The organism is Mesorhizobium sp. USDA 4413 (genome assembly GCF_056280365.1).
In genome coordinates this window covers 487,507-510,423 of record NZ_JBVPRP010000001.1, presented here as the reverse complement: position 1 = coordinate 510,423, position 22,917 = coordinate 487,507, and the positions used below count along the sequence as shown (strand labels likewise).

Genomic DNA, 22,917 nt, shown 5'->3' with positions numbered 1-22,917 from the left:
GCCAATCTCCAAGGCATGCCGCCAATGCAGACAGAGTCGACCGGTCAAAATCCCAATGCGGGAACTCGTCAGATTTCGACCAGATGATCGTCGAGTTCGTTGGTGTCGCCTTCGGTGACCGGAAAATGCTCGGCGAGCACCGCGCCGACCGATTCGATGGCCTTGATGAAGCCGTGCGCCAACCGGTCGTCCCCGGCGTGTTTCGTCAGGTCGCGCACGACGCCGTCCCAGACATGCTGGCCGACCTTGGCGTCGATGCCTGAGTCGGCGACGACCTCGGCATAGCGCTCGGCGATGGAGACGAAGATGAGCACGCCGGTGCGCGCGCTTGTGCGATGGACGTTGCGGGCCAGGAACTGCTTCATCGCATTGGCGTGCGCGGCCTGATAGCGCAGCCGTCTCGGCACGAAATGAATGCGCAAGGCGGGCAGGAACCAGAGCAGGGCGAACACCGAAGCCAAGGCCAGCAGCTGCGCCAGCACGAAATGCGGCAGCCGGATGGTCAGCCACAAGCTTTCCAGCCCGTAGGCGACGGCAAGGCTGGCGATGAACAGGCCGATCGTCGCCGTGAAAGCGGCCGGAAAGAAGTAGCCGTCGCTGACTCGAGCGACGACGCAGTAGATCTCGCCGTCGGTCTTCAACTCGGCCGTCCGGATCGCCTCGGCGATGCGGTCATGGTCCTCGGCGCTGATCGGTCGCGTTGCCATGATGCCTCACCAGCTTCCCGAAGAGCCGCCGCCGCCCGACGAGCCGCCGCCGCCGGAAAATCCGCCGCCGCCGGAGGACCAACCTCCGCCGCCTGACGACCAGCCTCCGCCACCCGATGACCAGCCGCCGGAGGAGGAGCGACGGTTCTGATCGAAAGTCATGCCGAGCCAGCGATAGCGGCCGGGACCGATCTTCTGGCCGAAGATCGGCGGCAGCACCGTCACCGCGATGCCGCCGAAGAAAATCAGCGCCCAGATGGTGATGAAGATGGCGAAGAAAAGGTCGTCGGAGTTGAACGGCGCCTGTTCGTTGCGCTTGCCGCGCGCCTCCAATTCCTCGGGATTGCCCTCCAGCACCATGATCATGTCGTCGACGGCTTTGGTGATGCCGCCGGAGAAGTCGCCGGCACGGAAGGCCGGCACCATGTCGTTCTCGATGATCAGCTTGGTGTGCAGGTCGGTCAGCGTGCCTTCCAGCCCGTAGCCGACCTCGATGCGCATCTTGCGGTCGTTCGGCGCCACCAGCAGCAGCACGCCGTTGTTTTCCTTGGCTTGGCCGAGCTTCCAGAAGCGGAACAGCCGGTTGGCGTAAGGCTCGATCTCCTCGCCGCCGAGGCTGGGTATGGTGGCGACGACGATCTGGTCGGAGCCCTTGGTTTCGAAATCGGCGAGTTTCTGGGTCAGCGCCGCGCGCGTGCCGGCATCGATGATGCCGGCATTGTCGACGACGCGGCCGGTCAGCGCAGGTAGGTCGGCGGCGAGGGCGGCGAGGGGGAGGAGGAAAAGGGCGAGCAAAACACCGACGAAGGCGCTTCGGCGCACCCCCTTGTGGCCTGCCGGCCATCTCCCCCGCAAGGGGGGAAATTGACAGCTTCGCCGCCGGCCCGCTCCTTCGGACGCCGAAAATTGGCAAAAGAAGAGATGATGCCCGATCTCCCTCCTTGCGGGGGAGATGTCCGGCAGGACAGAGGAGGGTGTGAAGGAACTCAAGGCCTGCAAGCTCGATTAATTTTCAGCCGAGCCTCTCACCCGCCCTGCTTGGTGCCCGTGCCGAAATCGACCTTCGGCACCTGCATCTTGTCCTCCTCGACGGTGAAGTTCGCGAAGGGCTGGTTGCCGCGGAACCAGAAGGTCGCCCACAGCACCGAGGGGAAGGTCTTCAGCGTCAGATTGTAGTCCCTGACCGCCTGGATGTAGTCGCGCCGCGCCACTGCGATGCGGTTCTCGGTGCCTTCGAGCTGAGCCTGCAGCGCGAGAAAATTCTGGTTCGCCTTGAGGTCGGGATAGGCTTCCGACACCGCGATAAGCCGCGACAGCGCGCTGGTCAGGCCAGCCTGAGCGTCCTGGAACTTCTTCAGCGCTTCGGGATCCTTCAGTGTGTCCGGTGTCACCGTGATCTGTGTCGCCTTGGCGCGCGCCTGAACGACCGCGTCGAGCGTGTCCTTCTCATGCGAGGCATAGCCCTTGACCGTCTCGACAAGGTTCGGGATCAGGTCGGAGCGGCGCTGATACTGGTTGAGCACCTCGCTCCAGGCCGCATGGGCGTTCTCCTCGGCCGTCGGGATGGTGTTATAGCCGCAGCCGGCAAGCAGCGGCAGCACGAAAACCATCATCAGGAAGGCGGGGAGGCTGCGGAAAGGAGAGGACAGTGAGAGGCGCTCGGTGATCATGAATGGTCCCTCGACAGAAGTTGCACGCGAAGCATTACCACAATCCACGCGTAAGAAAATGTCCGGTCGATGACCCGATTCCCGCCCTGGCGCGAGCCACTGTGAATGATCGAGCGAACGAGATTCCGCCTTTTTTGGTTTGACGCAATTCCGGCTGGAAAACCGCTTCGCACTTTTCCCGGAATTACTCTAAGCTGTGGGCAGGAAAGGGCAATTGCCATGGCCGAGCGCCGGGACGACGAGACCGAATCGCGCCGCATCCTCGAACGCGTGGCGCGCGAGACGGCGCCGGGCGGCGCTTCGTTCATAAGCCGCACGGCGAAGCATGCGCGCGAGCATGTAACCGCCGCCGACGCCGACCGCGCCGATCCTATCGAATATTGGGGAACCCGCATTGGCCGAACGCTCGGCGTCATCATAGCCATTGGGCTATTGGTCTGGCTGGTGTATGCCGCCACGCGTGGCGGCTAGGATTCAGATTCCATGAATGCAGAAAAAACCGACGCGCCGCGCGCGGTCATCGTCATCTCCAGCCATGTCGCCCGCGGCTCTGTCGGCAACCGCGCGGCGGTGTTCGCGCTGGAGACGCTTGGTTTCCCGGTCTGGGCGGTGCCCACCGTCATTCTGCCCTGGCATCCGGGGCACAGCCGCGCAACCCGCATCGTGCCGCCGCTCGACCAGTTCAAGGCGCTGATGGCCGATCTCGAGCGGGCGCCCTGGCTGGGCGAGGTGCGGGCCGTGCTGTCGGGCTATCTCGGCGAGGCGGGCCAGGCCGAGGCGGTCGCCTCGCTGGTCGCCGCCGTCAAGGAAAAGACGCCGAAGGCGCTTTACGTCTGCGATCCGGTGATGGGCGATTCCGGCGGGCTCTACGTGCCCGAGCCGACGGCCGTCGCCATGCGCGACAGATTGATGCCGATCGCCGATATCGCGACGCCCAACCGCTATGAGCTGGAATGGATGGCGGGCGCGCCGCTGCCCGACATCAAGACGGTGACGGCGGCCGCGCTTCATGCCGGGCCGTCGACCATGCTGGTGACCTCGGCGCCGGCGATGATGACCGGCGGCACCGGCAATTTCCTGCTCGACGGCAGCCAGGCGCTGCTTGCCGAGCACCGCGTGATCGAGAGGCCGCCGAACGGGCTGGGCGACCTGACGGCCGCGGTCTATCTGGCGCGCGTTCTCTCCGGCCAGCCGCCGGTCAAGGCGCTGCAATCGACCACCGCCGCCGTCTACGAGATACTCGCCCGCACAGCCAAGCGCGGCGGCGACGAGCTGCAGCTCGAAACCGACGCGCAGAGCCTTTCGCATCCCATGGCCATGGTGCAGCTGCGCCATCTGCTCCATCCCGGGCGGGACAAGCGGGCGTGACGCCAGGTGGGCTGGCCGGCGTCGACGGCTGCAAGGCCGGCTGGATCGCCGTCCATCGGGAAGCAAACGCCGCGCCGTCGGTCACGGTCTTTCCGAGCTTCCAGGCGCTGCTCGATGCGCTGCCCGATGCCACCATCGCCGTCGACATGCCGATCGGCCTGCCGGATTTTTCGCGCAAGGGCGGCCGCGGGCCGGAAGCGCTGGTGCGGCCGCTGCTCGGGGCGCGGCAATCGAGCGTGTTCGCCATCCCCTCGCGCGCGGCGCTCTATGCCGACACCAGCGACTTCACCACCGTCGAGGCCTGGTATGAAGCGCATCGGCGCGCAAGCGCGGTGGCGATGGAGACCTCCGATCCGCGGCGCGGCGTTTCCATCCAGGCCTTCGGGATCTTTTCGAAGATCCGCGAGATCGACGCCTTGCTGATCGCAAGGCCGGAATTGCGTCACCGCATATTCGAATCCCATCCTGAGGTCGCCTTCTGCCGGCTGAACGGCGGCGCGGCGATGGCGCTGCCGAAGAAGATCAAGGGCGCGGTCAACCCGGCCGGCATGGAAGAGCGCAAGGCGCTGCTTTGCCGGCATGGCTACGAGAAGCGCTTCCTCGATCAGGCGCCGCCACGGGGTGCTGCGAGTGACGACTTGCTCGATGCGGCGGCGATGATGCTGATTGCCGGACGTATCGCCAGGGGCGAAGCGCTGCCTTCGCCCGATCCGCCGCTGGTGGACCATTTCGGCATCCCGGTCGCTATCTGGGCCTGACATCGAATCATTGTTTTTGCCGCTTGATGCATAGCTTTGTCGCCAGTGCCGACAATTCTGCATTGCTCGCGGCGGGCTTTTGCCGCTACAGGCATTCCGATCGCCACGACCTTGCCGCCTCAAACCCGGAAAGGCTTCCGCCGCCATGCCGCATCTGCCCGAGCACCTGATCACCGGCTACCGCAACTTCATGAATGGCCGCTACCTCACCGAGAGCGGGCGCTACCGCTCGCTGGCGCGCGAGGGCCAAGCGCCCGAGACGATGATCGTCGCTTGCTGCGATTCGCGCTCGGCGCCGGAAGCGATCTTCGATGCCGGTCCCGGCGAGCTCTTCGTGCTGCGCAATGTCGCCAATCTGGTGCCGCCCTACGAGCCGGACGGCGAATACCACTCGACCTCGGCCGCGCTCGAATTCGCGGTGCAGAGCCTGAAGGTCAAGAACATCGTGGTGATGGGCCACGGCCGCTGCGGCGGTATCCGTGCCGCGCTCGACACCAATTCCTCGCCGCTGTCGCCCGGCGACTTCATCGGCAAATGGATGAGCCTGATCGCGCCGGCCGCCGAGACCGTGGCCTCCAGCACCATGATGACGGCAACCGAGCGCCAGACGGCGCTGGAGCGTATTTCCGTCCGCTACTCCATCGCCAATCTCAGGACCTTTCCCTGCGTCTCGATCCTCGAGGGCAAGGGCAAGCTCTCGCTCTACGGCGCATGGTTCGACATCTCGACCGGGGAGCTGTGGGTGATGAACAAGGAAACCGGCGATTTCGAGCGGCCCGAGCTCTAAGGAGGGGTGATGCACCGGAACCGGTGGAGGAGCTTTCTTGCGGCGGCGTTGCTGCTATCGACAACCGTCCGCGCCAGCTCCGATGATGGCGCCATCATCGACCGCTGGTATTCGGCGCTGCTGGTCGCCGACCGCACCGAACTGTCCGACCTGCTTGCCGATGACGTGCGCATGAAGCTCGACGATATCGGCGTCGTCCAGACCAAAGAGGATTTCATCGCCTCGATCGACGAATGGCAGGGCGCGGTCGCAGGCGCGGCGATACGTCATCGCATCGAAAAGAGCGAGAACGGTGAGACCACGGTGCTCGCCTGCTACGATTTTCCGAGCAACGACACGCTGATGCGCGAGACTTTCACCGTCGCCGGCGGCCGCATTATCGCCAGCACGCAGACGGCGGTGGCGCAGGACTGCAGCGCCTATTGAGGCGAGCCTGAGTTGCGCTGCACGCGGCGCCGCCCTACATCGGGGCTGCCCTCCGCCTATCGAAACTCCCTGTTGGATTCGCCCATGTCAAAAACCGTCGACCTCGCCGCCCATCCGCTGACCGTCTGGCAGGGGCCGCTCGGCCTGCCGGATTTCTCGCGCATCGGCGACAATGATTTCGGTCCGGTTTTCGACGCGGCGCTTGCGGCGCATCAGGCCGAGATCGACGCGATCGCCGGCAACAGCGAGACGGCGACCATTGAGAACACTCTGGCCGCATTGGAACTCGCCGGCGAGCCGCTCGACCATGTCTCGTCGATCTTCTGGTGCCGCGCCGGCGCCCACACCAACGACACCATCCAGGCGATGGAGCGTGAGGTTTCGCCGAAGATGTCCAGGCATTTCTCGGCGATCTCGATGAACGAGAAGCTGTTTGCCCGCATTGATGACCTCTACCAGCGGCGGGACAGCCTGAAGCTCGATCCCGAAACGCTGCGCGTCCTGGAGAAGACCTGGAAGGGCTTTGTCCGGTCGGGCGCGAAGCTCGACGCCGAAGGCAAGAAGCGGCTTGCGGCCATCAACGAGGAGCTCTCCTCGCTCGGCACCAAATTCGGCCAGAACGTGCTCGCCGACGAGCGCGACTGGGCGCTGTTCCTCGACGAGGCCGATCTTACCGGCCTGCCCGACTTCCTGAAGAGCGCCATGGCGGAAGCGGCCGAGATGCGCGGCCAGAAAGGCCGCTATGCGGTGACGCTGTCGCGCTCGATCTACGAGCCGTTCTCGACCTTCTCCGAGCGCCGCGACCTGCGCGAGATCGCGTTCAAAGCCTTCATCATGCGCGGCCAGAATGGCGGCGCCTCCGACAACACCGATGTCGTGCGCGACATGCTGAAGCTGCGCGCCGAGAAGGCGAAGCTCCTGGGCTACGATTCCTTCGCGGCGCTGAAGCTCGACGACACGATGGCGAAGACGCCGAAGGCCGTGCACGATCTGCTCGATCCGGTGTGGGAAAAGGCGCTGGAGAAAGCGGCCGCCGACCAGAAGGAACTGGAGCGGCTGGCGGCGGAAGCTGGCAGCAACGAGAAATTCGCGGCCTGGGACTGGCGCTTCTACCAGGAGAAGCTGCGCGCCGAGAAATTCGCTTTCGACGAGGCTGAGCTGAAGCCATATTTGCAGCTCGAGCGTGTCATCGAGGCCTGCTTCGATGTGGCGACACGCCTGTTCGGCATCAGTTTCGAGGAAAAGAAGGGCATTGCCGCCTGGCATCCCGATGCGCGCGTCTTCGTGGTGAAGAATGCCGATGGCAGCGAACGCGGCCTCTTCCTGGCCGACTATTTCGCGCGGCCCTCCAAACGCTCCGGCGCCTGGATGAGCGCACTCAAGTCCGGCTACAAGCTCGGCCAAGGCGCCAAGCCGGTGATCTACAACATCATGAATTTCGCCAAGCCGCCAGCCGGCGAGGCAGCGCTTCTGTCGGTCGATGAGGCGAAGACGTTGTTCCACGAGTTCGGCCACGCCCTGCACGGCATGCTGTCCGACGTCACCTGGCCGTCGGTCTCCGGCACCTCTGTCAGCCGCGATTTCGTCGAGCTGCCCTCGCAGCTTTACGAGCATTGGCTGACGGTGCCGGCGGTGTTGGAAAAGCATGCGCTGCACGTCAAGACCGGCAAGCCGATGCCGAAGGCGCTGCTCGACAAGATGCTCGCCGCCCGCACCTTCGGCGCCGGCTTCGCCACGGTCGAGTTCACCGCCTCAGCGCTGATCGACATGGCTTATCACGCGCGGCCGGACGCGCCTGCCGAGCCGCTTCGCTACGAGGCCGAGACGCTGGAAAGACTGCATATGCCGGACACGATCGCGATGCGCCACCGCACTCCGCATTTCGGCCATGTCTTCGCCGGCGACGGATATTCAGCCGGCTATTATTCCTACATGTGGTCGGAAGTGCTCGACGCCGACGCCTTCTCGGCTTTCGAGGAGACGGGCGATGCCTTCAATCCGGAACTCGCCGAGCGGCTGCGCAAGAACATCTATGCCGCGGGCGGGTCGAAGGATCCGGAGGAGCTTTACACCGCCTTCCGCGGCAAGATGCCTTCGCCTGAGGCGATGATGGTGAAGAGGGGGCTGGTGTAGCGCAGCTTCCCCCTTCTCCCCTGTGGGGAGAAGGCGACGGAACGCCAGCGTCTCACTCCGCTGGAACACCCCTCATCCGTCTCGGCGCTATCGCGCCGATCCACCTTCTCCCAGAAGGGTAGAAGGGGAAGTGCTCCAAGGATCCGCCACCCTCGGCCAGATCGGCCGGTTCAGCTTCCTGTAATCCGTCACCGCCGGGTTGCTCGGATAGGAACTCGGCGCCGCCACATAGATGATCTCGGCGGCGATCGGCGCGAAGCCGGCGTAGAAATGGTTGGTCGACTTGATCAGGAGGACGTCTTTCGACAGCGGATCGATGCCGATGTTGGAGAAGACATCCGGCTCGAAAGTCTGGGTGCGGTTGGTGTTCAAGATGACGTCGACCTCGGTGCCTTCGATCCGCACCACCGCCGATGGGCCTAGCGTCACACGGCTCGGCCCGAAGCTTTGCCAGCCTTCGCTGACTGCCCTCAGCACGATGACGCGCGCGTCGATCGGTTCGCCGGCTTGAGGACCGGCCTTGCCGCCGAAGCGCAGGTCGATGACCGCACCTTCGCCGGCGGCGTGGCAGAAGGTGACCGCGATCGGATCCCAGATCGTCGCCACGCCGACCTTCGTCACGCCACGCGCAAGCAACTCGCGCAGCACGGTGGTGCCGTCGCCCGGCACGCCGCCCCCCGGATTGTCCCAGATGTCGGCGATCACCGCCGGCTTGTCCTTGCGCGTCGAGCGCACTGCAAGCGCCTGCTCGATACCGGCCGAGGCGGACAGCATCGTCATGGCCGTTTTTTCCCGCAGCGCATAGAGCTCGCGTCCCAGCGTCTCGGCGAGTTGGTCGCCCTTTTCCTTGTCGTTGTCGGTGACGACCAGGATGCGGGTGCCCATCTCCGGCACATCGGCGGCCATGAAGCCGTGGATGACCGACACCGACAGCACGCCGTCCTTGCCATGCAGCGCCTTGATCCTGTCGACGAACGAACGCATCGGCTCGCGGCTGGTCGGCAGCACCTGGATCATACGGCAGTCGAAGGTCGAGATCACCGGTTTGATCTCGCCGCGCGCCGCGGCGAGGCCGAGCTCGACGACATGCTCGCCGCGCTCGTAGAAATCAGTGTGCGGGAATTCGAGGAAATAGGCCATGACATCGCAGGCCGCCACACGTTTCGGCGTCAGGTGGCTGTGCGGATCGAACTCGGAGGCGATCACGACATTCGGGCCGACGACGGCGCGGACACGCTCCAGCAGGTCGCCTTCGCAATCGTCATAGCCCTGCGCCACCATGGCGCCATGCAGACCAAGGATCACCGCATCGACCGGCAAGGCGGCCTTGAGCTGGTCGAGAATCTCGTCGCGCAGCGCCTCGTAAGTCTGCCGCTGTACCAGGCCGCCGGGTTCCGCCCAGGTGGCGGTGCCTTCGATGACAGTCAGCCCGTCCTTGTCCGCCCGCTTGCGCAAAGCCACGATCGGCGAGGAGCACAGCGTCGGCGTTTCCGGATGTTTTCCCGGACCGGCGTAAAACGCCATCTCGAAGGAGGCCCGGTCGGTCGGCACCGGCGAGAAGGTGTTGGTTTCCGTCGCCAGCGAGGCGGTGAAGACGCGCATGAAAACTCCGTGATTGCTGCTACTTGACGGCACCGAGCGCCAGTCCGCGGACGAGGTAGCGCTGCAGCCAGATGAAGAGGATCGCTACCGGCAGCGTCGCCAAGAGCGTGGCCGCCATGACATGGTGCCATTCGATCGTATAGCGGCCGGCGACCAGCGAGAAAACCTGGATCGGCAGCGTGTAGCTTTCCTGGCTGCGCAGCATGGTGAGCGCGACCACGAACTCATTCCAGGCGTTGATGAAGGTGAAGATCGCCGTCACCGCGATCGCCGGCAGGCAGAGGGGCAGGAAGACCTTGCGCAGCGTCAGCCAGCGGCCGGCCCCCTCCATCCAAGCGGCTTCCTCGAGGTCGCGCGGGATGGTGTCAAAATAGCTCTGCAGCATCCAGACGGTGAAGGCGACGTTGAAGGCCATGTAGATGAAGCCGAGCGCCGTCGGGCTTTCGACCAGCCCCCAGGCGGCCATCAGCCTAAACAGGCCGAGCACCAGCACGATCGGCGAGATCATCTGCGAAATCAGAAGGAACTGGCGGAACGCGCCATAGCCGGCAAAGCGGAAGCGCGACATGGCATAGGCTGCCGGCACGGAAATCAGGATGGCGCCGATCGTCGCCAGCGCCGAGACATAGAGCGAATTGGCAAGCGCCCGGCCGAAACCGGTCGCCACCCACATGTCGGCGAAGTTCGACCAGTGAAACTCGCTCGGCCACCAAGTCGGTGAGAGCACCTCCGGCCGCGGCTTGACCGCGGTGAGGAACATCACCGCGAAGGGAAAGATCGTCACCATGATCAGCGGCAGAAGCAGCAGCCAGGCGATGATTGTGCGTTTCATCTTGCCGTTTCTCATGCGCGCTGCTCTCGCATGGCCAGGCGCACATAAATCATCGTGAAGACGAGCAGGATGGCGAACATCACCAGCGACACGGCGGAAGCCTCACCCAGTTTGCCGATGCGGAAGGCGAGCTTGTAGAGATGTGTGACCAGAATGTCGGTCGAGTTTGCCGGCCCGCCTTGAGTCATCACCCAGATGATCGGGAAGGAGTTGAAGACATAGATAGTGTTGAGCACGATGGCGATGTTGATGAACGGCTTCAGCAACGGAAAGGTGATCTCGCGGAACTGCTGCAAGAGCGTCGCGCCCTCGAGCGCGGCCGCCTCATAGAGATCGTCGGGGATCGAGGACAGGCCGCCGAGGAAGATCGTGGTGGTGAACGGCACCGTCACCAGGATGCCGATCAGCACCTGCATCGGGAAGGCGGTCTCGGCGCTCGCCAGCCATTGGATGTTCTGGCTGATAAGCCCAAGTTTCATCAGCGCCGAATTCAGCATGCCGCTTTCGCCGTTGAGCGCCCAACGCCAGACCACCGCGGTCATGGTCAGCGATACCGCCCAGGGCAACATGATGATGACGCGGGCGAGGCCGCGTCCGTAGAAATCCATGTTGAGGATCATCGCCACCGGGATAGACAGAAGCAGCGCGCCGCCGACGACCAGCACCGTCCACAGCCCGGTGCGCCAGAGAGCGGCGACGAAATCCGGGTCGGCGGCAAGCGCCGAGAAATTAGTCAGGCCGCTGAATTCGCGAAGCTGGCCAAAGCGATTCACATCATGCGTCGATATCTGGACAAGGTCCCAGACCGGCCAGAAGATCACCACCGCCGCCAGGAGCAGGCTGGGCAGCGTCAGCAGGTAGGGCAGGATCCGGCTTTGCATCGGCTGGATGGCACCGTGTTGCAGTGAAGATGGCTTTGCACCGGCCGAAAGATGTGGCGCGCTCCGACGAAGTGGAGCGCGCCACGGGCGCAGGGAGATACGCCCTTATTTCTTCTTCAGCACCGCGTTCGCCTTGTCGGCCGCATCCTTCAGGGCCGCTTCCGGCGTGGCGCTGCCGAGATAGATCTTCTGCATGGCGTCCGACGTGATCTGGGCGATCTCTTCCCAGCCCGGGATGACCGGCGCGAAGCGGGCGTTGGGCAACAACGCGGTGAAGGCGGCGAGGTCGGCGTTGTTGACGTAATAGTCCATCTTCGCCTCTTCCTTGTTCACCGGCAGGAAGCCTTCGCCCTGCGTGAACTTGGCGCGCTGCTCCTTGGTGAACAGGAAATCGAGCAGCTTCCAGGCCTCGTCCTTGTTCTTGGAGTTCTTGAACATAATGATGCTATCGGTTACGCCATAAGTGCCGCGCGCGCCGGTCGGCCCGGCCGGAATGGCGGCGACGCCGTATTTCAGCTTCGGCGCTTCTTCCTTGATCTGGTTGGACAGGAAGGGCGCGGTGATCATCATGCCGACCTTGCCTTGCTTGAACAGGTTCTGCACGTCCTCGCGGTTATTGGAGGTGACGCCGGGTTCCGTCAGGCCCTCGTCGATCATCGATTTGTAGAGCTTGGCTGCCTCGAGCGCGCCGGGCGTGCCCAAACCGGACGTGCCATCCTTGTTGAGGATCTCGGTACCGAACGACCACATCGCATAGTAGTAATAGACGTCGGTCTCGATCTCCTTGCCCTGCAGGCCATAGCCGAAGGCGCCGACCGCCTTTATCTTGCGCGCGTCCTCCTGCAGCTCGGTCCAGGTGGCCGGCGGCTTGGCGATGCCGGCCTTCTCGAACAGCTCCTTGTTGTAATACATGGCGCGCGCCGAGGCGGCGATCGGCAAGCCGTAAGTGTGGCCGTCCATGATCGAGGGCTGCAGGAAGGTGTCGATGAAGCGGTCCTTGAACTCGGGCGTGATGTAGCTGTCGAGCGGCTCGGCGACATCCTGCTGCACGAAGTCGATCAGCCAGCGCGTGCCGATGATCGAGAGGTCCGCATTGGTGCCGGCGGTGATGTCGGTGGTGAGTTTCTGCAAGAGCACGTCCCACGGCACCACTTCATATTTGATGGTGATGCCGGGATTGGCCGCTTCGAATTCCTTCTTCACCTCTTCGAAGTAGGGGCCGGTCTTGGCGCTGTATTCGGCAACGGTGACGCGCACCTCGCCGGCATCGGCTGGTGCTGCAAAAGCCAGCATGCTCATTCCGGCCAACAGGCCGACAGTCCATTTCGCAAGGCTCATCTGATCTCTCCCATTGATGCCCCGTGGGCGCCTGACTCTTATGTGCGCAGGATTTATGTTACTTTCCTACATTATCCATGATTCCGCGCCATGCAAGCGGATAATCATGTTGCTTAATTACATTTGCTTGGCTAGCTTAGTGGCTCAAAATGAGGGGTGGAGGAGCGCATAGCGTGGGTTCGACAGCCGAGTTCGAGGGCAAGACCGTGGTCGTCACCGGCGCCGGCGGCGGCCTCGGTTCGGCGATCGTCGAGCTCATGGCCGGGCGCGGCGCGCGCGTCGTCGGCTGCGACCAGTCGGTGGAGGCACTGGCCAGTCCGCATATCGCCTCGCGCCACGTCTTCGACCTGCTCGACCGGGTCTCGATCGAAGCGGCGATCCCCGCATTGCTCGACAGAGACGGCGTTCCCGACATCCTGATCAACAATGCCGGCTGGACGCGCGCCGAGACACTGAAAGCATTGACGGCGGACAGAATAGAGCAGGAGCTCGACCTCAATTTGACCGGCGTGATGACTTTCGCCGATCCGCTGATCAAGGCGATGTCCAAGCGCGGCTCGGGCAGCGTCGTCTTCATCTCCTCGGTCAACGCCATCGCGCATTTCGGCAATCCGGCCTATGCGGCCGCCAAGGCCGGCATCAACGCCTATGCCAAATCGATCGCCGTCGAGCTCGGCCGCAGCGGGTTGCGCGCCAATGTCGTGTGCCCAGGCTCGATCCGCACCGCCGCCTGGGACCATCGTCTGGCTAAGGACCCCGAAATCCTCGGCCGGCTGAAGCGACTCTATCCGCTCGGCCGCATCGTCAATGCTTCGGAAGTGGCGGAAGCGGTGGCCTTCCTTGCCTCCGACCGCGCTTCCGGCATAACAGGTGCCGTGGTGCCCGTGGATGCCGGACTGACGGCAGGCTACCTGCCTTTCATCGACGACATATTGGGTACGTGACCATGACCGACGTCCAGTTCCGCGACCTGTCGAAATCCTTCGGCCAGCACAAAATTCTCGAGGACGTCAACCTGGAAATCAAAAGCGGTGAGTTCGTCGTGCTGGTCGGCCCGTCCGGCTGCGGCAAGTCCACGCTTTTGCGCATGCTGGCGGGGCTGGAGACGATCACCTCCGGCGACCTCGTCATCGGCGGTACGCGCGCCAACGACCTGCCGCCGCAAAAGCGCAACATCGCCATGGTGTTCCAGTCCTATGCGCTGTTCCCGCATTTGAAGGCTTCGGAAAATATCGGCTTCGGCCCGAAGGTCCGCGGCGAGACTCGTGACGCCATCGACGACAAGGTGAAGAAGGCTTCGGGCGTGCTTAACCTCTTCTCCTATCTCGATCGCTATCCAAGGCAGTTGTCGGGCGGCCAGCGTCAGCGTGTCGCCATGGGCCGCGCCATCGTGCGCGAGCCGTCGGTGTTCCTGTTCGACGAGCCGCTCTCCAATCTCGACGCGCAATTGCGCGTGCAGATGCGCACCGAGATCAAGGCGCTGCACCAGCGGCTGAAATCGACCATCGTCTATGTCACCCACGATCAGATTGAGGCCATGACCATGGCCGACCGCATCGTGGTGATGGACCGCGGCCGCATTCAGCAGGTCGGGCAGCCGCTGGAGCTCTACGACAGGCCGGCCAACAAGTTCGTCGCCGGCTTCATCGGCTCGCCTTCTATGAGCTTTGTCTCCGGCGCGCTGAAGACCGCCGGAGCCAAGTCCTGGTTCGAGACCAGCGGCGGCGGCCGCCTGGCGCTTTCCGGCACGGCTGCTTCCGGCAGCGAGACGGTCGAGGCGGGCATCCGGCCCGAGCATTTCGTCGTCGACGCCGGCGACGATGCCCTCGCCATCAAGGTCGATGTCGTGGAGCCGACCGGTTCGGAAACCCATGTCTACGGCTCCGTCGGCGACGACACGGTGCGGGCCGTGTTCCGCGATCGGCTGCAGGTGAAGCCGGGCGACCGGCTGCCGGTGAGCGTCGACCCGCGCAACATCCATCTCTTCGACAAGGCGACCGGCCTGCCGCTGTGAGAAGACGATGAAGAGCCCGGCCGACATCATCACCCGCCTGCAACTGATGTCGCAGGACGGCACCAAGTCGGACCGCCGGCTGGCCGGATTGGTGCTTTCCGACCTCGATTTCGCCTCCAAGGCGGCGATCTCGGAGATCGCCGCGCGCGTCGGCGTCAGCGAGCCGACGGTCACTCGCTTCTGCCGCAATCTGGGCTGCGAGGGCCTGCGCGATTTCAAGTTCTATTTGGCGCAGGCGATCGCCATCGGCGGGCAATATTTGTCGCCGGAGCCGCTCAGCCGCGACGCGCGCGAGCAGCGCATCGCCTCGGCGATTACCGAGGCGGCGATCGCCGCCATCCAGCGCGCCAGCGAAAATCTCGACATGACGACGCTGATGGATGTCGCTGCGCGCATCGCCGCTTCCGGCAATGTGCTCTGCATCGGCTCCGGCGGCATTTCCTCGATGATGGCGACCGAGATGCAGAACCGGCTCTTCCGGCTGGGTCTCTCGGCGCTCGCTCAGACCGACGGCCAGCTGCAGCGCATGTATGCCGCCGTCGCGACGCCGGAGACGACGCTGCTTGCCTTCTCGGTCTCGGGCTATGCGCGCTCGGTGATCGAAGCCGTCGAGGTCGCCCAGCAATATGGCGCCGCCACCGTCGCCATCACGGCGCCGGACTCGGCCCTGGCCAAGGTCGCCGACACGGTGATCTTTTTGCAGCCGGTCGAAGACGGCAACATCTACAAGCCGACCTCGTCGCGCTACGCGCTTCTGGCCATCGTCGACATGATCGCCACCACGGTCGCGGAATCGCGAGGGCCGAAGGTGCTGGAGAACCTGCGCCGCATCAAGCAGAGTGTGAACACGCTGAAGGTGGACGACCCGAAGCTGCCGCTGGGGGATTGAAGGCTACTTGGAAAGTGCCTCGACGCTTTTCATGAGCGCGGCCGGCTCACCTATGACCCGCAGCGTCTTCAGCCGCGAGGTGCCGCCGGCGGCCACCGAAACGGCCGACGCGGGCACACCCAGTGCCTTGGCCAGCATTCGCTCCAACGCCGTGTTGGCGGCGCCGTTCTCCGGCACGGCGCGCACGTGCGCTTTTTGATGGCTGCGTCCGTCGGCGGCGGTCTCGACGCCGTCGATCCGGTCGAGCGCGGCTTTCGGTGTCAGCCGCACGAAGAGGTCGATGCCGTTCTCGCGCAGCCGAAACGGCGAGCCCATCAGCCGCCGGCCACCACCACCCAGGACCAGACGGTGGTGATCAGGAGCTGCCGGATGAAGAAGATGATCAGAAGCAGAATGATCGGTGAAATGTCGATGCCGCCAAGATCGGGCATGAAGCGGCGGATCGGGCGCAGCGCCGGTTCGGTCAGCCGATAGAGCATGTTGCCCACGCTGCCGACGAATTGGTTGCGCGAATTGACGACATTGAACGCGTAGAGCCAGGAAAAGATCGCCGAGGCGATGATGATCCACCAATAGATATCAAGCGCCATGACGATGGTCTGAATGAGGGCGATCATGCCGGTCTCCAAATTGTCGCCGACATGTAGCCATTGCTTGGCGTGCGGGCAAGGCCCGCAGGGCTTGGCGTGCAGGCAACGCCCGTGGTGTGCGGGCAGGCCCGCGGACGCGGCGAGCAGGCAAGGCCCGCCCGGCCACGGCGCTTGTGGCCGGCCCGTCTTTCGCCCGGTCTTTCGCCTTGACATGAAACGGCCACGACCGATACAAGCCCATCCGCTGGAACGGGGCTGTAGCTCAGCTGGGAGAGCGCATCGTTCGCAATGATGAGGTCAGGGGTTCGATCCCCCTCAGCTCCACCAGCCAGCACGAGCATGTGCTCATTGGGTTTTGGCCTCCCCCGCTCGCCATTTCGTGACCGCAGGATTTCGGGCCGCGTGCTTGGAACCAATGGCGGGGCAAGACGGTTCAGCTATAGTTTTGAAGCTGATATGCCCCGGCCGGCTGGGTAAGCGGCGATGCCCGAGGAGGTTTCGATCATGCAGATTTCATCCAAATTCCGTTCCGTCGCGATCGCGGCAATCGCGGCCGCGGGCGTGAGCATTACCAGCGCCGCGCATGCCGACAGCGGCACGATCCGCTTTTCCGTCTACAAGGCGGCCTTCTTCATCGGCGGCTCCGGCGGGGAGGGCACGCTGACTTTTCATGGCAAACGTTATCCGATCTCCATCGGCGGCATCTCGGGCGGCCTCGCCTTCGGCGCGTCCAAGACCTATTTCCAGGGCAGGGTGCGGCACATCCGGCGCGCCAGCGATGTGACGGGCGTCTACGGCGCGGCCGGCGGCGGCGGCGCGCTGGGCAGAGGCGCCCAGGTGATCGTCATGACCAATGACAAGGGCGCCCAGCTCGAGCTCACCGGCAGGCAGGTCGGCCTGCAGGTCAATGCCGATCTCAGCGGAATGAGCATTGCGCTGAAGCGGTAGAAGGCGCATCGCCCGCTTAAGATGGGCCGGCAAAAACGCGCTGCCTGGGCGCCGGATGCCGGCCGCGGGAGGCAAGGGGCGCGCAAGCAGCCGGCTTGGCGCGCGAAAGGCTGGTTTCGGCCTCAGGGGCCTCAATCGTCCCAATCATCCCAATTGTCTTCGTCCCGCGGCGGGTAGTCGGGAACGACCCGGATAATCGGCCTCGGACGCTGATAGCGCCAGTAATACTCGTCCGGCTGCGGCTCATAGGTGCGGTAAACGGGCCGGTGGTAGTGGTGGCGCTTCCAGTATTTGTGCTTCTTGTGCGGCCGCACGCAATAGCCATCCTCGGTCAGATAAGCGCATGTGACATGCGCCTCTTGCACCAGGCTATTTCTGGCCGGCACCCCGATCATCGGCGCCGCCTGGACCGCAGGCACTACCGCCAGCATGGTCCCGGCAAGGGCAAGAACGGACAATTTCATCGGCCTCTCCTATCTGTGCAGATTAAGGCCGGAAGAACGTCCTGATTGGGGGCGATTTGCGGCGGCCGAGATCACTTTGATTTTCGGCCGCACATATGAGCGTTAGATCATATGCTACGCCGGCATGCCCGAAGCCGTCAGGCTAAGGTCACGAGAGCGACCGCTGTCTAATCCCCGTGTCGGGAATTAGTTCGCCAACTGATCGAGAAGCGTGTCTATTTCCCCTTTCTTCGGCGTTTCGGGTGAGGCAGGAGCGGCTTGCGCGTCGGCGGGAGCGGGTTCGGCCGCCGGCGTGGCGGCCTCGGCTTCGGTCTCGCCGCTGGTGTCCGAACTTGTTGGCGGCGGCGCAGCGTTTTCCGCATTGCCATTGTCGGGCGCCACGGCGGGTTCCGGAGCTGCGGGCGGCGCTTTGGGCCGGGGCTCGGCGTTGCGCAGAAGATCGCCGATCAGATCCGCCGCTCCCTTGCCGGAACCGTCGCCGTTCGAGCCCGTTTGGCCGGGGATCAGCTTGTCGAGATTGAGTTTCCCGGTCGGCAGCCCAAAGCGGTTCAACATGTCAAGCGCGCTCTGCGGGTCTTTAGCCAATGCGCTCAGGTCCGGATAGGCGCGTGGCGCGAACAGCGGGCCTTGAACCACGATCGGCACCCCGATGCCCTTCACGGAGACGTCGCCTCCCTGCCCGGCAAGCGAGGCAACGACGCGCGGGTTGAGGCGGATGTCGAGCGTCTGGTCGGCGAGGTCTATCTTGCCCGAGCCGTCCATTCGCACCAGCGGGCCCAGCAGGCTGATGTCCGTCGTCTGCGCGACGCCGTTCGCGATGCCGAATGAGGCGCCGAGCTCGGTGAACGTCGTCTTCTTGGCCTGATCCTGCTTGAAGCCACTGGCAAGCAGCCCGACCAAATTGTTGTAGACCTCCGCTATGTCGATGCCGCGGAAGGCGCCGTCGCTGAATTTTGCCGCCGCCTTGCCGCCGAGGGAACGGGCGAGCGAGTGCGTGGTCTTTCCCGAACCTGAAACCGCGACCGTTGCATTGAGCGTTCCTTCGATGCGGTCGAAATCCGCTGCATCATGGAGCGAGGGAGCCGCGGCCGCGCCGGCTATCGCCGTGTTCAGGTCCAGGGAAGCGGCGTCGCCGGAGCCGTCGGCTGTCATTTCCGCGGCAATTGTGCCGCCGTAGAAGGGGCTTTGCGGCACGGTCAGGTGAGCCTTCCCATCCGCCACCGTCAGGGCGGTCGCCACCGGCCCGGCGAAGACTTTTCCATAGCCGAGCTTGTCGGCCTGGATATCCACCTTGGCATCAATTCCCTTGAGGAAGGAGAGATCGACCGGCGCGTCGGTGGCGCCGTTCGGCTTCTGCTTACCGCCCGCCCCGGCCGCGCCGCCGCCGGCGAACGCCGCGAAGTCAAGCTTCGCGAATTTGAGCGACGTCCGGATGTTGAGCGGCTCCCCAAGTTTCATCGAGCCCTGGCCCGATGCCTTGACGCCGTTCAAGGCAACAGCGGCTTTCTGAAAGGAAAGCTGCCCTGGCCCGACGTCCACCTCGCCTTTGAAGGCAAAATCTTGCAGACCGGGGGAAGCGCCTTGTCCCAGCCATTGCATGAGCTTGTCGACCGAGACCGATGTGACTGAAACCTGACCCTTGAACGTGCCGCTGCCGCCGGCAACGCCGCTTATGCTGCCCTCGAGGTATTTGGAGGAAACCGAAAGGCTGATCGGGCCGGATGCATCGGCAACGGAGCCGCCGGCCAGAAAGGATGCGGGCGCGACCTGGGACTTGAACGTCACGGCCTGTCCCCGCCAGGCGAGCTTGCCCATCACATCGACCGGTTTGCCGATATCGTGAACCTTCGCGTCAAGATTGAGCCCGGTGATGTCGTCGGCCGTTCGGGCATCGGCAAGTGCTGCAAGCGGAAGCTTGCCTTGCCTGATCCCGACCGTTCCCTGCAGATTGACGCTGCTGCGGATGCGCTGCGCCGTGAGTCCGCGAAAAGCGAACCCCATATCGGCGGTCAGCTTGCCGGACAACGGCACGGATTGTCCGGCAAGCTTCGCTATCGAGCCGATGTCGAGCCCTGAACTCGCAATATTGCCCCGTATGGTGGGAGGTGTTTCAGCGACAGTCGTCGAGGCTTTCGCTGTGAGGTTTCCCGCGTCGAGGCCAAAGTGCTCCAGCCTTGCCTCGAGATGCCCGTCCCGCAGCGTTGCGGCGAGTTGGACGTCGGAAGCCCTTATCTTGCCGCTGACCAGTTCGTCGATCGCAACGCTGATGTCGGCGTCGAAAGCAGACAGCATGGCTAGGTCGGGCTCGCCGGAGCCGGCCGAATCCTTGCCGGCGCTGGAACCACCCTTTCCGATATCGCTCAAGGCGTCGATATCGACACGCTTCGCCGCCAGGTCGGCGAAGAAGCGGTGCCTCGCGCCGGGCTGAAAGAGCGCGTCCATCTGGAAGCTCTGGTCGCCGACATCGAACTTTCCGCCCCTGATCTGATAACTGCCGTCGCCGTTGAGCTGAATCTCTCCGCTCGCATGCAGTGAAGAGAATTTGGCAACCGGCGCCGGGTCGAGCCGCGCCTCGATGGCGATCTGGGCCGGCAGCCGTTTCAGGATAGGCCGCAGGGCGGAAAGGCTTCCGCTCATTTCAATGCGACGGCCGCCGCTGGTGCCGGCCAGCGAAAACGAGACCTCCCGGTCGAGGTCCGGAACCCTCAGATCGGCGTCGATCGCCGTCGCTGTGGCGTTGCCGGCCGACGCGCCTGAAGTAAGGGTGCCGTTCGTTATCGTCACTTGGTTGATCGCCAGCCGCTCGAGCGTATCGACAATCGCCGCGAAGGGATCAGCCTGAACATCCTTCGGTTCCGCAGGCGACGCCGCGTTTGCCGAAGCCTCGAGCGCGATTGCCGGATCCGCCAGCGCGACGGACTGTATCTCAAGCTTTTTCGACCAAAGCGACGACAGCGTTATCGACGTCGAGAACCGCGGAGCGGATATCGCGATGTCGCCCGTGGCGGTCGAGAGCGAGATATCGTCCGCGACCACCGCTAGCTTGGGCAGCAGCGACAATCTCACAGGTCCGTCCAGCCGAATTGTCATTCCGGTCGCGGATGACAGTTGCCGGCTCAATTCGGCACGAACCCAGTCGATTGAAACAAGAGCGGGCAGAAGGAAGAGCAGTCCGACGACAAGAACAACAGCTACGGTGAGTGCAGCGACGATTTTTCTCACATCGACCAGCCAAAATGATCGGAAGAATCAGTATCGTTAAACATACATGCTTCCGGCGCCCGACTGAATCCTGCCGAATCACGGGCTTCGCCGCGGGCCCTCATAGCCAAGCCATTCGGATGCAAATGTTTCGAAGCCCGCGCGTTTGGAAACGATCGGCTCTCCTCCACGCCATTGCCGCGAAACGGACCGGGCGCATTCATTCCGTATCCGACGGCGCAGACGCCGTCTCAACGGAACAGGGGAATGCGAAATGTCCATGCTTGGAAATCTCGGCCGCTCCATCATGCGCCAGCATAACGACGCCGAAGCCAGAAGCCTTATGAACAGCCTGTCGCCCGAGCTGCAGAAGGATATCGGCTGGGAGGCGGCGCCGGGCACGCGCGAAAAGGCGCGGCTCGCGCAGATCGTCTTCGCCGGCACGCGTTGAGCGAGCCATGCCCTTCGTTCCAATGCGGCGAGGGGCTTTTCCTGATCCAGATCCGCCACGCCATACGACAGCGACATGTCAGCCATCTCAATGGAGGAAATGCCAATGTCAGTGCTTGGAATCCTGCTCCATTTCAGCCGCGCGGTCATTCACGCGCACAACAATGCCAAGGTCAAAAACCTGATGGATGCGCCGCCGCCCGAAACCCGCGGAGATATGGGGCGGCGTGTTTCGGCCGAGGCCTCCGAAAAGGAACCCGGCGCCATTCACCCCGGAGGACGCTGACACGGCGGAGTCCTAGAGCGTTTCACCGTTTCAAGGAAACGGCGAATCACTCTATCTCCCTGGTTTTTACGCAATTCCGGACGGAAAACCGCTCACACTTTTCCTGGAGTTGCTGCGCCAATGCGCTCACACCACCCGAAAATAGCTCGTCATGCCGGTCTTCTGGTGCTCGATGATGTGGCAATGCAGCAGCCAGTCGCCGGGATTGTCGGCGACGAAGCCGAGCTGCACCTTCTCGTCGGGCTGGATGAGATAAGTGTCGGAGACAAGCGGCTGCACTGCCCTAGTCGATGACGAGAGCACCTTGAAGCTCATGCCGTGCAAATGGATCGGGTGCGCGTGCGGCGTGAGGTTCTCCATGTCGATGATGTAGCTTTGGCCGAGCTTCAGTTCGGCGAGCGGCGCGGTCGGGTCGGACGTGTCGCCGGGCCACGGCACCTTGTTGATCGCCCAGAAACTGTAGCCGAGCGAGCCGCAAATGCTGTCGGCCGCGACGTTTTCCGCCGTGGCGCTCAGCGCCAGCGGAATCCGCGTGGCGCTGGTCAGGTCGACTTCCGCCACGGGATTGGCTTCCAGCGGGCCGAGATCGCGCAGATCGTGCTTCAGCGATTTGCCGACCGAACGCAGCGTCGCCAGGATTTTCGGCTTGGTGCCCCGGACATCGCGCAGGCTGACGATCGCGCCCTCTTCGTCGGGCATGCGGATGGCAAGCTCCAGCCGCTGGCCGGGTCCAAGCTGCAAGGCATCAGGCGTAAACCGTTGCGGCACCGGGTTGCCGTCGAGCGCGATGACCGCCGCCTCGGCGCCGTCGACGCGGAAGGCATAGATGCGGGTTACGTCGGTGATGGCGGCGCGCAGCCGCACCAGCCCGCCGGCCGGCGCGTCATATTGCGGCTGGCTTTGCCAATTGGCGGTGCGCACCGTGCCGAAGGTGCCGGCCTTGGCCGCGTCGCGCGGCCTGAACGGCTCGATGAACTGGCCGTCGTCGCCGAGCCGCCAGTCGCGCAGGTTGACGACCATCTCGACGTCGAAGACCGGATCGTTCGGGTTTTCGACCACGATCGTTTTCGACCACGATCACGCCGGTGAGGCCGTGACCCATCTGGATCAGCGTGTTGCAATGCGGATGGTACCAGAAGGTGCCGGCGTCGCGCGGCGTGAAGGCATAGTCGAAATGGTCGCCCTGATAGACGTAGGGCTGCACCATGAACGGCACGCCGTCCATCTTGTTGGGAACGCGGATGCCGTGCCAGTGGATGGTCGTCGGATCGTCGATGCCGTTGATCAAACGTGCGGCAAACGGCTCGCCCTTCCTCATCCGGATTACCGGCGGCGGACCCGCTTCACCATAGGTCAGCACATTCTTCGTCGGCGCGCCCTCCATCAGTTGCGCCTCGATGCTCGCGGTCTTCAGAATTAGCGATTCGGGCTTCGGCGCCGCCCAGCCGGCAAATTTGCCGGCAGCGGAAAGGCCGATGCCGGCCGCACCGGCCGCACCGGCGCCTAGCAGGAGTTTGCGGCGTGTGAGGGCCGGCATTGGATTCCCGAATAGATGAGTGGCTGCGTCAGGCTT

Annotated in this window: 23 protein-coding genes, 1 tRNA gene and 1 pseudogene; 13 read left to right on the top strand and 12 right to left on the bottom strand. The window is 63.9% G+C overall.

The features are described 5' to 3' along the window. Positions 1 to 68: 68 nt before the first annotated feature. The 3 genes from ACVMIM_RS02560 to ACVMIM_RS02550 all read right to left on the bottom strand — a co-directional run bounded on the left by ACVMIM_RS02560 (position 69) and on the right by ACVMIM_RS02550 (position 2,377). Positions 69 to 707 carry a TPM domain-containing protein gene (locus ACVMIM_RS02560; RefSeq protein ID WP_476110215.1) on the bottom strand — a complete coding sequence of 213 codons (639 nt, stop codon included), beginning with the start codon at positions 705 to 707 and terminating at the stop codon, positions 69 to 71. Between the two features lie 6 nt (positions 708 to 713). Further along, positions 714 to 1,529 (bottom strand): TPM domain-containing protein, encoded by an 816-nt coding sequence (locus ACVMIM_RS02555; RefSeq protein WP_476110213.1) that lies wholly within the window; start codon positions 1,527 to 1,529, stop codon positions 714 to 716. Positions 1,530 to 1,732: 203 nt separating this feature from the next. Then, positions 1,733 to 2,377 (bottom strand): LemA family protein, encoded by a 645-nt coding sequence (locus tag ACVMIM_RS02550; RefSeq protein WP_278049965.1) that lies wholly within the window; start codon positions 2,375 to 2,377, stop codon positions 1,733 to 1,735. Between the two features lie 219 nt (positions 2,378 to 2,596). On the opposite strand from ACVMIM_RS02550, the gene ACVMIM_RS02545 reads away from it, so the two are divergent. The 6 genes from ACVMIM_RS02545 to ACVMIM_RS02520 all read left to right on the top strand — a co-directional run bounded on the left by ACVMIM_RS02545 (position 2,597) and on the right by ACVMIM_RS02520 (position 7,849). Then, positions 2,597 to 2,848, top strand: coding sequence for a hypothetical protein (locus tag ACVMIM_RS02545; protein ID WP_476110211.1), 252 nt, complete (start codon positions 2,597 to 2,599; stop codon positions 2,846 to 2,848). 12 nt (positions 2,849 to 2,860) lie between these two features. After that, entirely contained in the window at positions 2,861 to 3,745 is an 885-nt protein-coding gene (pdxY, locus tag ACVMIM_RS02540) for a pyridoxal kinase PdxY (RefSeq protein WP_476110209.1), read from the top strand. After that, positions 3,742 to 4,503 carry a DUF429 domain-containing protein gene (locus tag ACVMIM_RS02535; RefSeq protein WP_476110207.1) on the top strand — a complete coding sequence of 254 codons (762 nt, stop codon included), beginning with the start codon at positions 3,742 to 3,744 and terminating at the stop codon, positions 4,501 to 4,503. The genes pdxY and ACVMIM_RS02535 overlap by 4 nt, the downstream gene beginning before the upstream one ends. A 145-nt stretch (positions 4,504 to 4,648) precedes the next feature. Continuing rightward, positions 4,649 to 5,290: a carbonic anhydrase gene (locus tag ACVMIM_RS02530; protein WP_040996483.1), complete on the top strand. Its 642-nt coding sequence runs from the start codon at positions 4,649 to 4,651 to the stop codon at positions 5,288 to 5,290. Positions 5,291 to 5,299: 9 nt separating this feature from the next. Next, positions 5,300 to 5,716 (top strand): nuclear transport factor 2 family protein, encoded by a 417-nt coding sequence (locus ACVMIM_RS02525; protein WP_278049971.1) that lies wholly within the window; start codon positions 5,300 to 5,302, stop codon positions 5,714 to 5,716. 84 nt (positions 5,717 to 5,800) lie between these two features. Beyond that, a complete protein-coding gene (locus ACVMIM_RS02520) occupies positions 5,801 to 7,849 on the top strand; it encodes a M3 family metallopeptidase (RefSeq protein WP_476110205.1) in 2,049 nt (682 codons plus the stop codon). Positions 7,850 to 7,936: 87 nt separating this feature from the next. On the opposite strand, the gene ACVMIM_RS02515 is transcribed toward ACVMIM_RS02520, so the two are convergent. From ACVMIM_RS02515 to ACVMIM_RS02500, 4 genes are all read right to left on the bottom strand, one after another. Beyond that, entirely contained in the window at positions 7,937 to 9,451 is a 1,515-nt protein-coding gene (locus ACVMIM_RS02515; protein ID WP_476110203.1) for a M81 family metallopeptidase, read from the bottom strand. A gap of 19 nt (positions 9,452 to 9,470) precedes the next feature. Continuing rightward, positions 9,471 to 10,298, bottom strand: coding sequence for a carbohydrate ABC transporter permease (locus ACVMIM_RS02510; protein ID WP_476110201.1), 828 nt, complete (start codon positions 10,296 to 10,298; stop codon positions 9,471 to 9,473). Next, positions 10,295 to 11,164 carry a carbohydrate ABC transporter permease gene (locus tag ACVMIM_RS02505; protein ID WP_476110199.1) on the bottom strand — a complete coding sequence of 290 codons (870 nt, stop codon included), beginning with the start codon at positions 11,162 to 11,164 and terminating at the stop codon, positions 10,295 to 10,297. The genes ACVMIM_RS02510 and ACVMIM_RS02505 overlap by 4 nt, the downstream gene beginning before the upstream one ends. A 105-nt stretch (positions 11,165 to 11,269) precedes the next feature. Further along, positions 11,270 to 12,502, bottom strand: a complete 1,233-nt coding sequence (locus ACVMIM_RS02500; RefSeq protein ID WP_040996489.1) for an ABC transporter substrate-binding protein — start codon at positions 12,500 to 12,502, stop codon at positions 11,270 to 11,272. Positions 12,503 to 12,675: 173 nt separating this feature from the next. Between ACVMIM_RS02500 and ACVMIM_RS02495 the strand changes: the two genes are divergently transcribed. Genes ACVMIM_RS02495 through ACVMIM_RS02485 form a run of 3 tightly spaced genes read left to right on the top strand, consistent with a single transcriptional unit; the run spans position 12,676 to position 15,405 of the window. Then, complete coding sequence (locus tag ACVMIM_RS02495) at positions 12,676 to 13,446, top strand: SDR family NAD(P)-dependent oxidoreductase (RefSeq protein ID WP_476110197.1); 771 nt, start codon at positions 12,676 to 12,678, stop codon at positions 13,444 to 13,446. Between the two features lie 2 nt (positions 13,447 to 13,448). After that, positions 13,449 to 14,516 carry an ABC transporter ATP-binding protein gene (locus tag ACVMIM_RS02490; protein WP_476110195.1) on the top strand — a complete coding sequence of 356 codons (1,068 nt, stop codon included), beginning with the start codon at positions 13,449 to 13,451 and terminating at the stop codon, positions 14,514 to 14,516. A 7-nt stretch (positions 14,517 to 14,523) separates the two neighbouring features. Further along, on the top strand, positions 14,524 to 15,405 hold the full coding sequence (locus ACVMIM_RS02485) for a MurR/RpiR family transcriptional regulator (RefSeq protein ID WP_040996492.1): 882 nt from the start codon (positions 14,524 to 14,526) through the stop codon (positions 15,403 to 15,405). 3 nt (positions 15,406 to 15,408) lie between these two features. Here the strand turns inward: ACVMIM_RS02485 and ACVMIM_RS02480 are convergent, their stop codons facing one another. Both ACVMIM_RS02480 and ACVMIM_RS02475 read right to left on the bottom strand, forming a co-directional pair. Then, on the bottom strand, positions 15,409 to 15,720 hold the full coding sequence (locus ACVMIM_RS02480; RefSeq protein WP_476110193.1) for a DUF167 family protein: 312 nt from the start codon (positions 15,718 to 15,720) through the stop codon (positions 15,409 to 15,411). After that, positions 15,720 to 16,022, bottom strand: a complete 303-nt coding sequence (locus tag ACVMIM_RS02475; protein WP_476110192.1) for a YggT family protein — start codon at positions 16,020 to 16,022, stop codon at positions 15,720 to 15,722. Before ACVMIM_RS02475 ends, ACVMIM_RS02480 begins: the two co-directional genes overlap by 1 nt. Positions 16,023 to 16,246: 224 nt before the next feature. Here ACVMIM_RS02475 and ACVMIM_RS02470 point away from each other — a divergent pair. Continuing rightward, positions 16,247 to 16,322 (top strand) — tRNA-Ala (locus ACVMIM_RS02470). Between the two features lie 177 nt (positions 16,323 to 16,499). Further along, a complete protein-coding gene (locus tag ACVMIM_RS02465) occupies positions 16,500 to 16,943 on the top strand; it encodes a lipid-binding SYLF domain-containing protein (RefSeq protein ID WP_040996560.1) in 444 nt (147 codons plus the stop codon). A gap of 131 nt (positions 16,944 to 17,074) precedes the next feature. Here the strand turns inward: ACVMIM_RS02465 and ACVMIM_RS02460 are convergent, their stop codons facing one another. Together ACVMIM_RS02460 and ACVMIM_RS02455 are read right to left on the bottom strand one after the other, a co-directional pair. Next, positions 17,075 to 17,407, bottom strand: a complete 333-nt coding sequence (locus ACVMIM_RS02460) for a hypothetical protein (protein WP_476110190.1) — start codon at positions 17,405 to 17,407, stop codon at positions 17,075 to 17,077. Between the two features lie 186 nt (positions 17,408 to 17,593). Then, positions 17,594 to 20,629, bottom strand: a complete 3,036-nt coding sequence (locus tag ACVMIM_RS02455; RefSeq protein WP_476110188.1) for an AsmA family protein — start codon at positions 20,627 to 20,629, stop codon at positions 17,594 to 17,596. Between the two features lie 253 nt (positions 20,630 to 20,882). Here ACVMIM_RS02455 and ACVMIM_RS02450 point away from each other — a divergent pair, with 253 nt between their 5' ends. Further along, positions 20,883 to 21,059: a hypothetical protein gene (locus ACVMIM_RS02450; protein WP_476110186.1), complete on the top strand. Its 177-nt coding sequence runs from the start codon at positions 20,883 to 20,885 to the stop codon at positions 21,057 to 21,059. Positions 21,060 to 21,164: 105 nt separating this feature from the next. Further along, entirely contained in the window at positions 21,165 to 21,344 is a 180-nt protein-coding gene (locus tag ACVMIM_RS02445; protein ID WP_476110184.1) for a hypothetical protein, read from the top strand. Between the two features lie 126 nt (positions 21,345 to 21,470). On the opposite strand, the pseudogene ACVMIM_RS02440 reads toward ACVMIM_RS02445, so the two are convergent. Further along, a pseudogene (locus ACVMIM_RS02440) lies at positions 21,471 to 22,881 on the bottom strand (multicopper oxidase family protein). Positions 22,882 to 22,917: the final 36 nt, after the last annotated feature.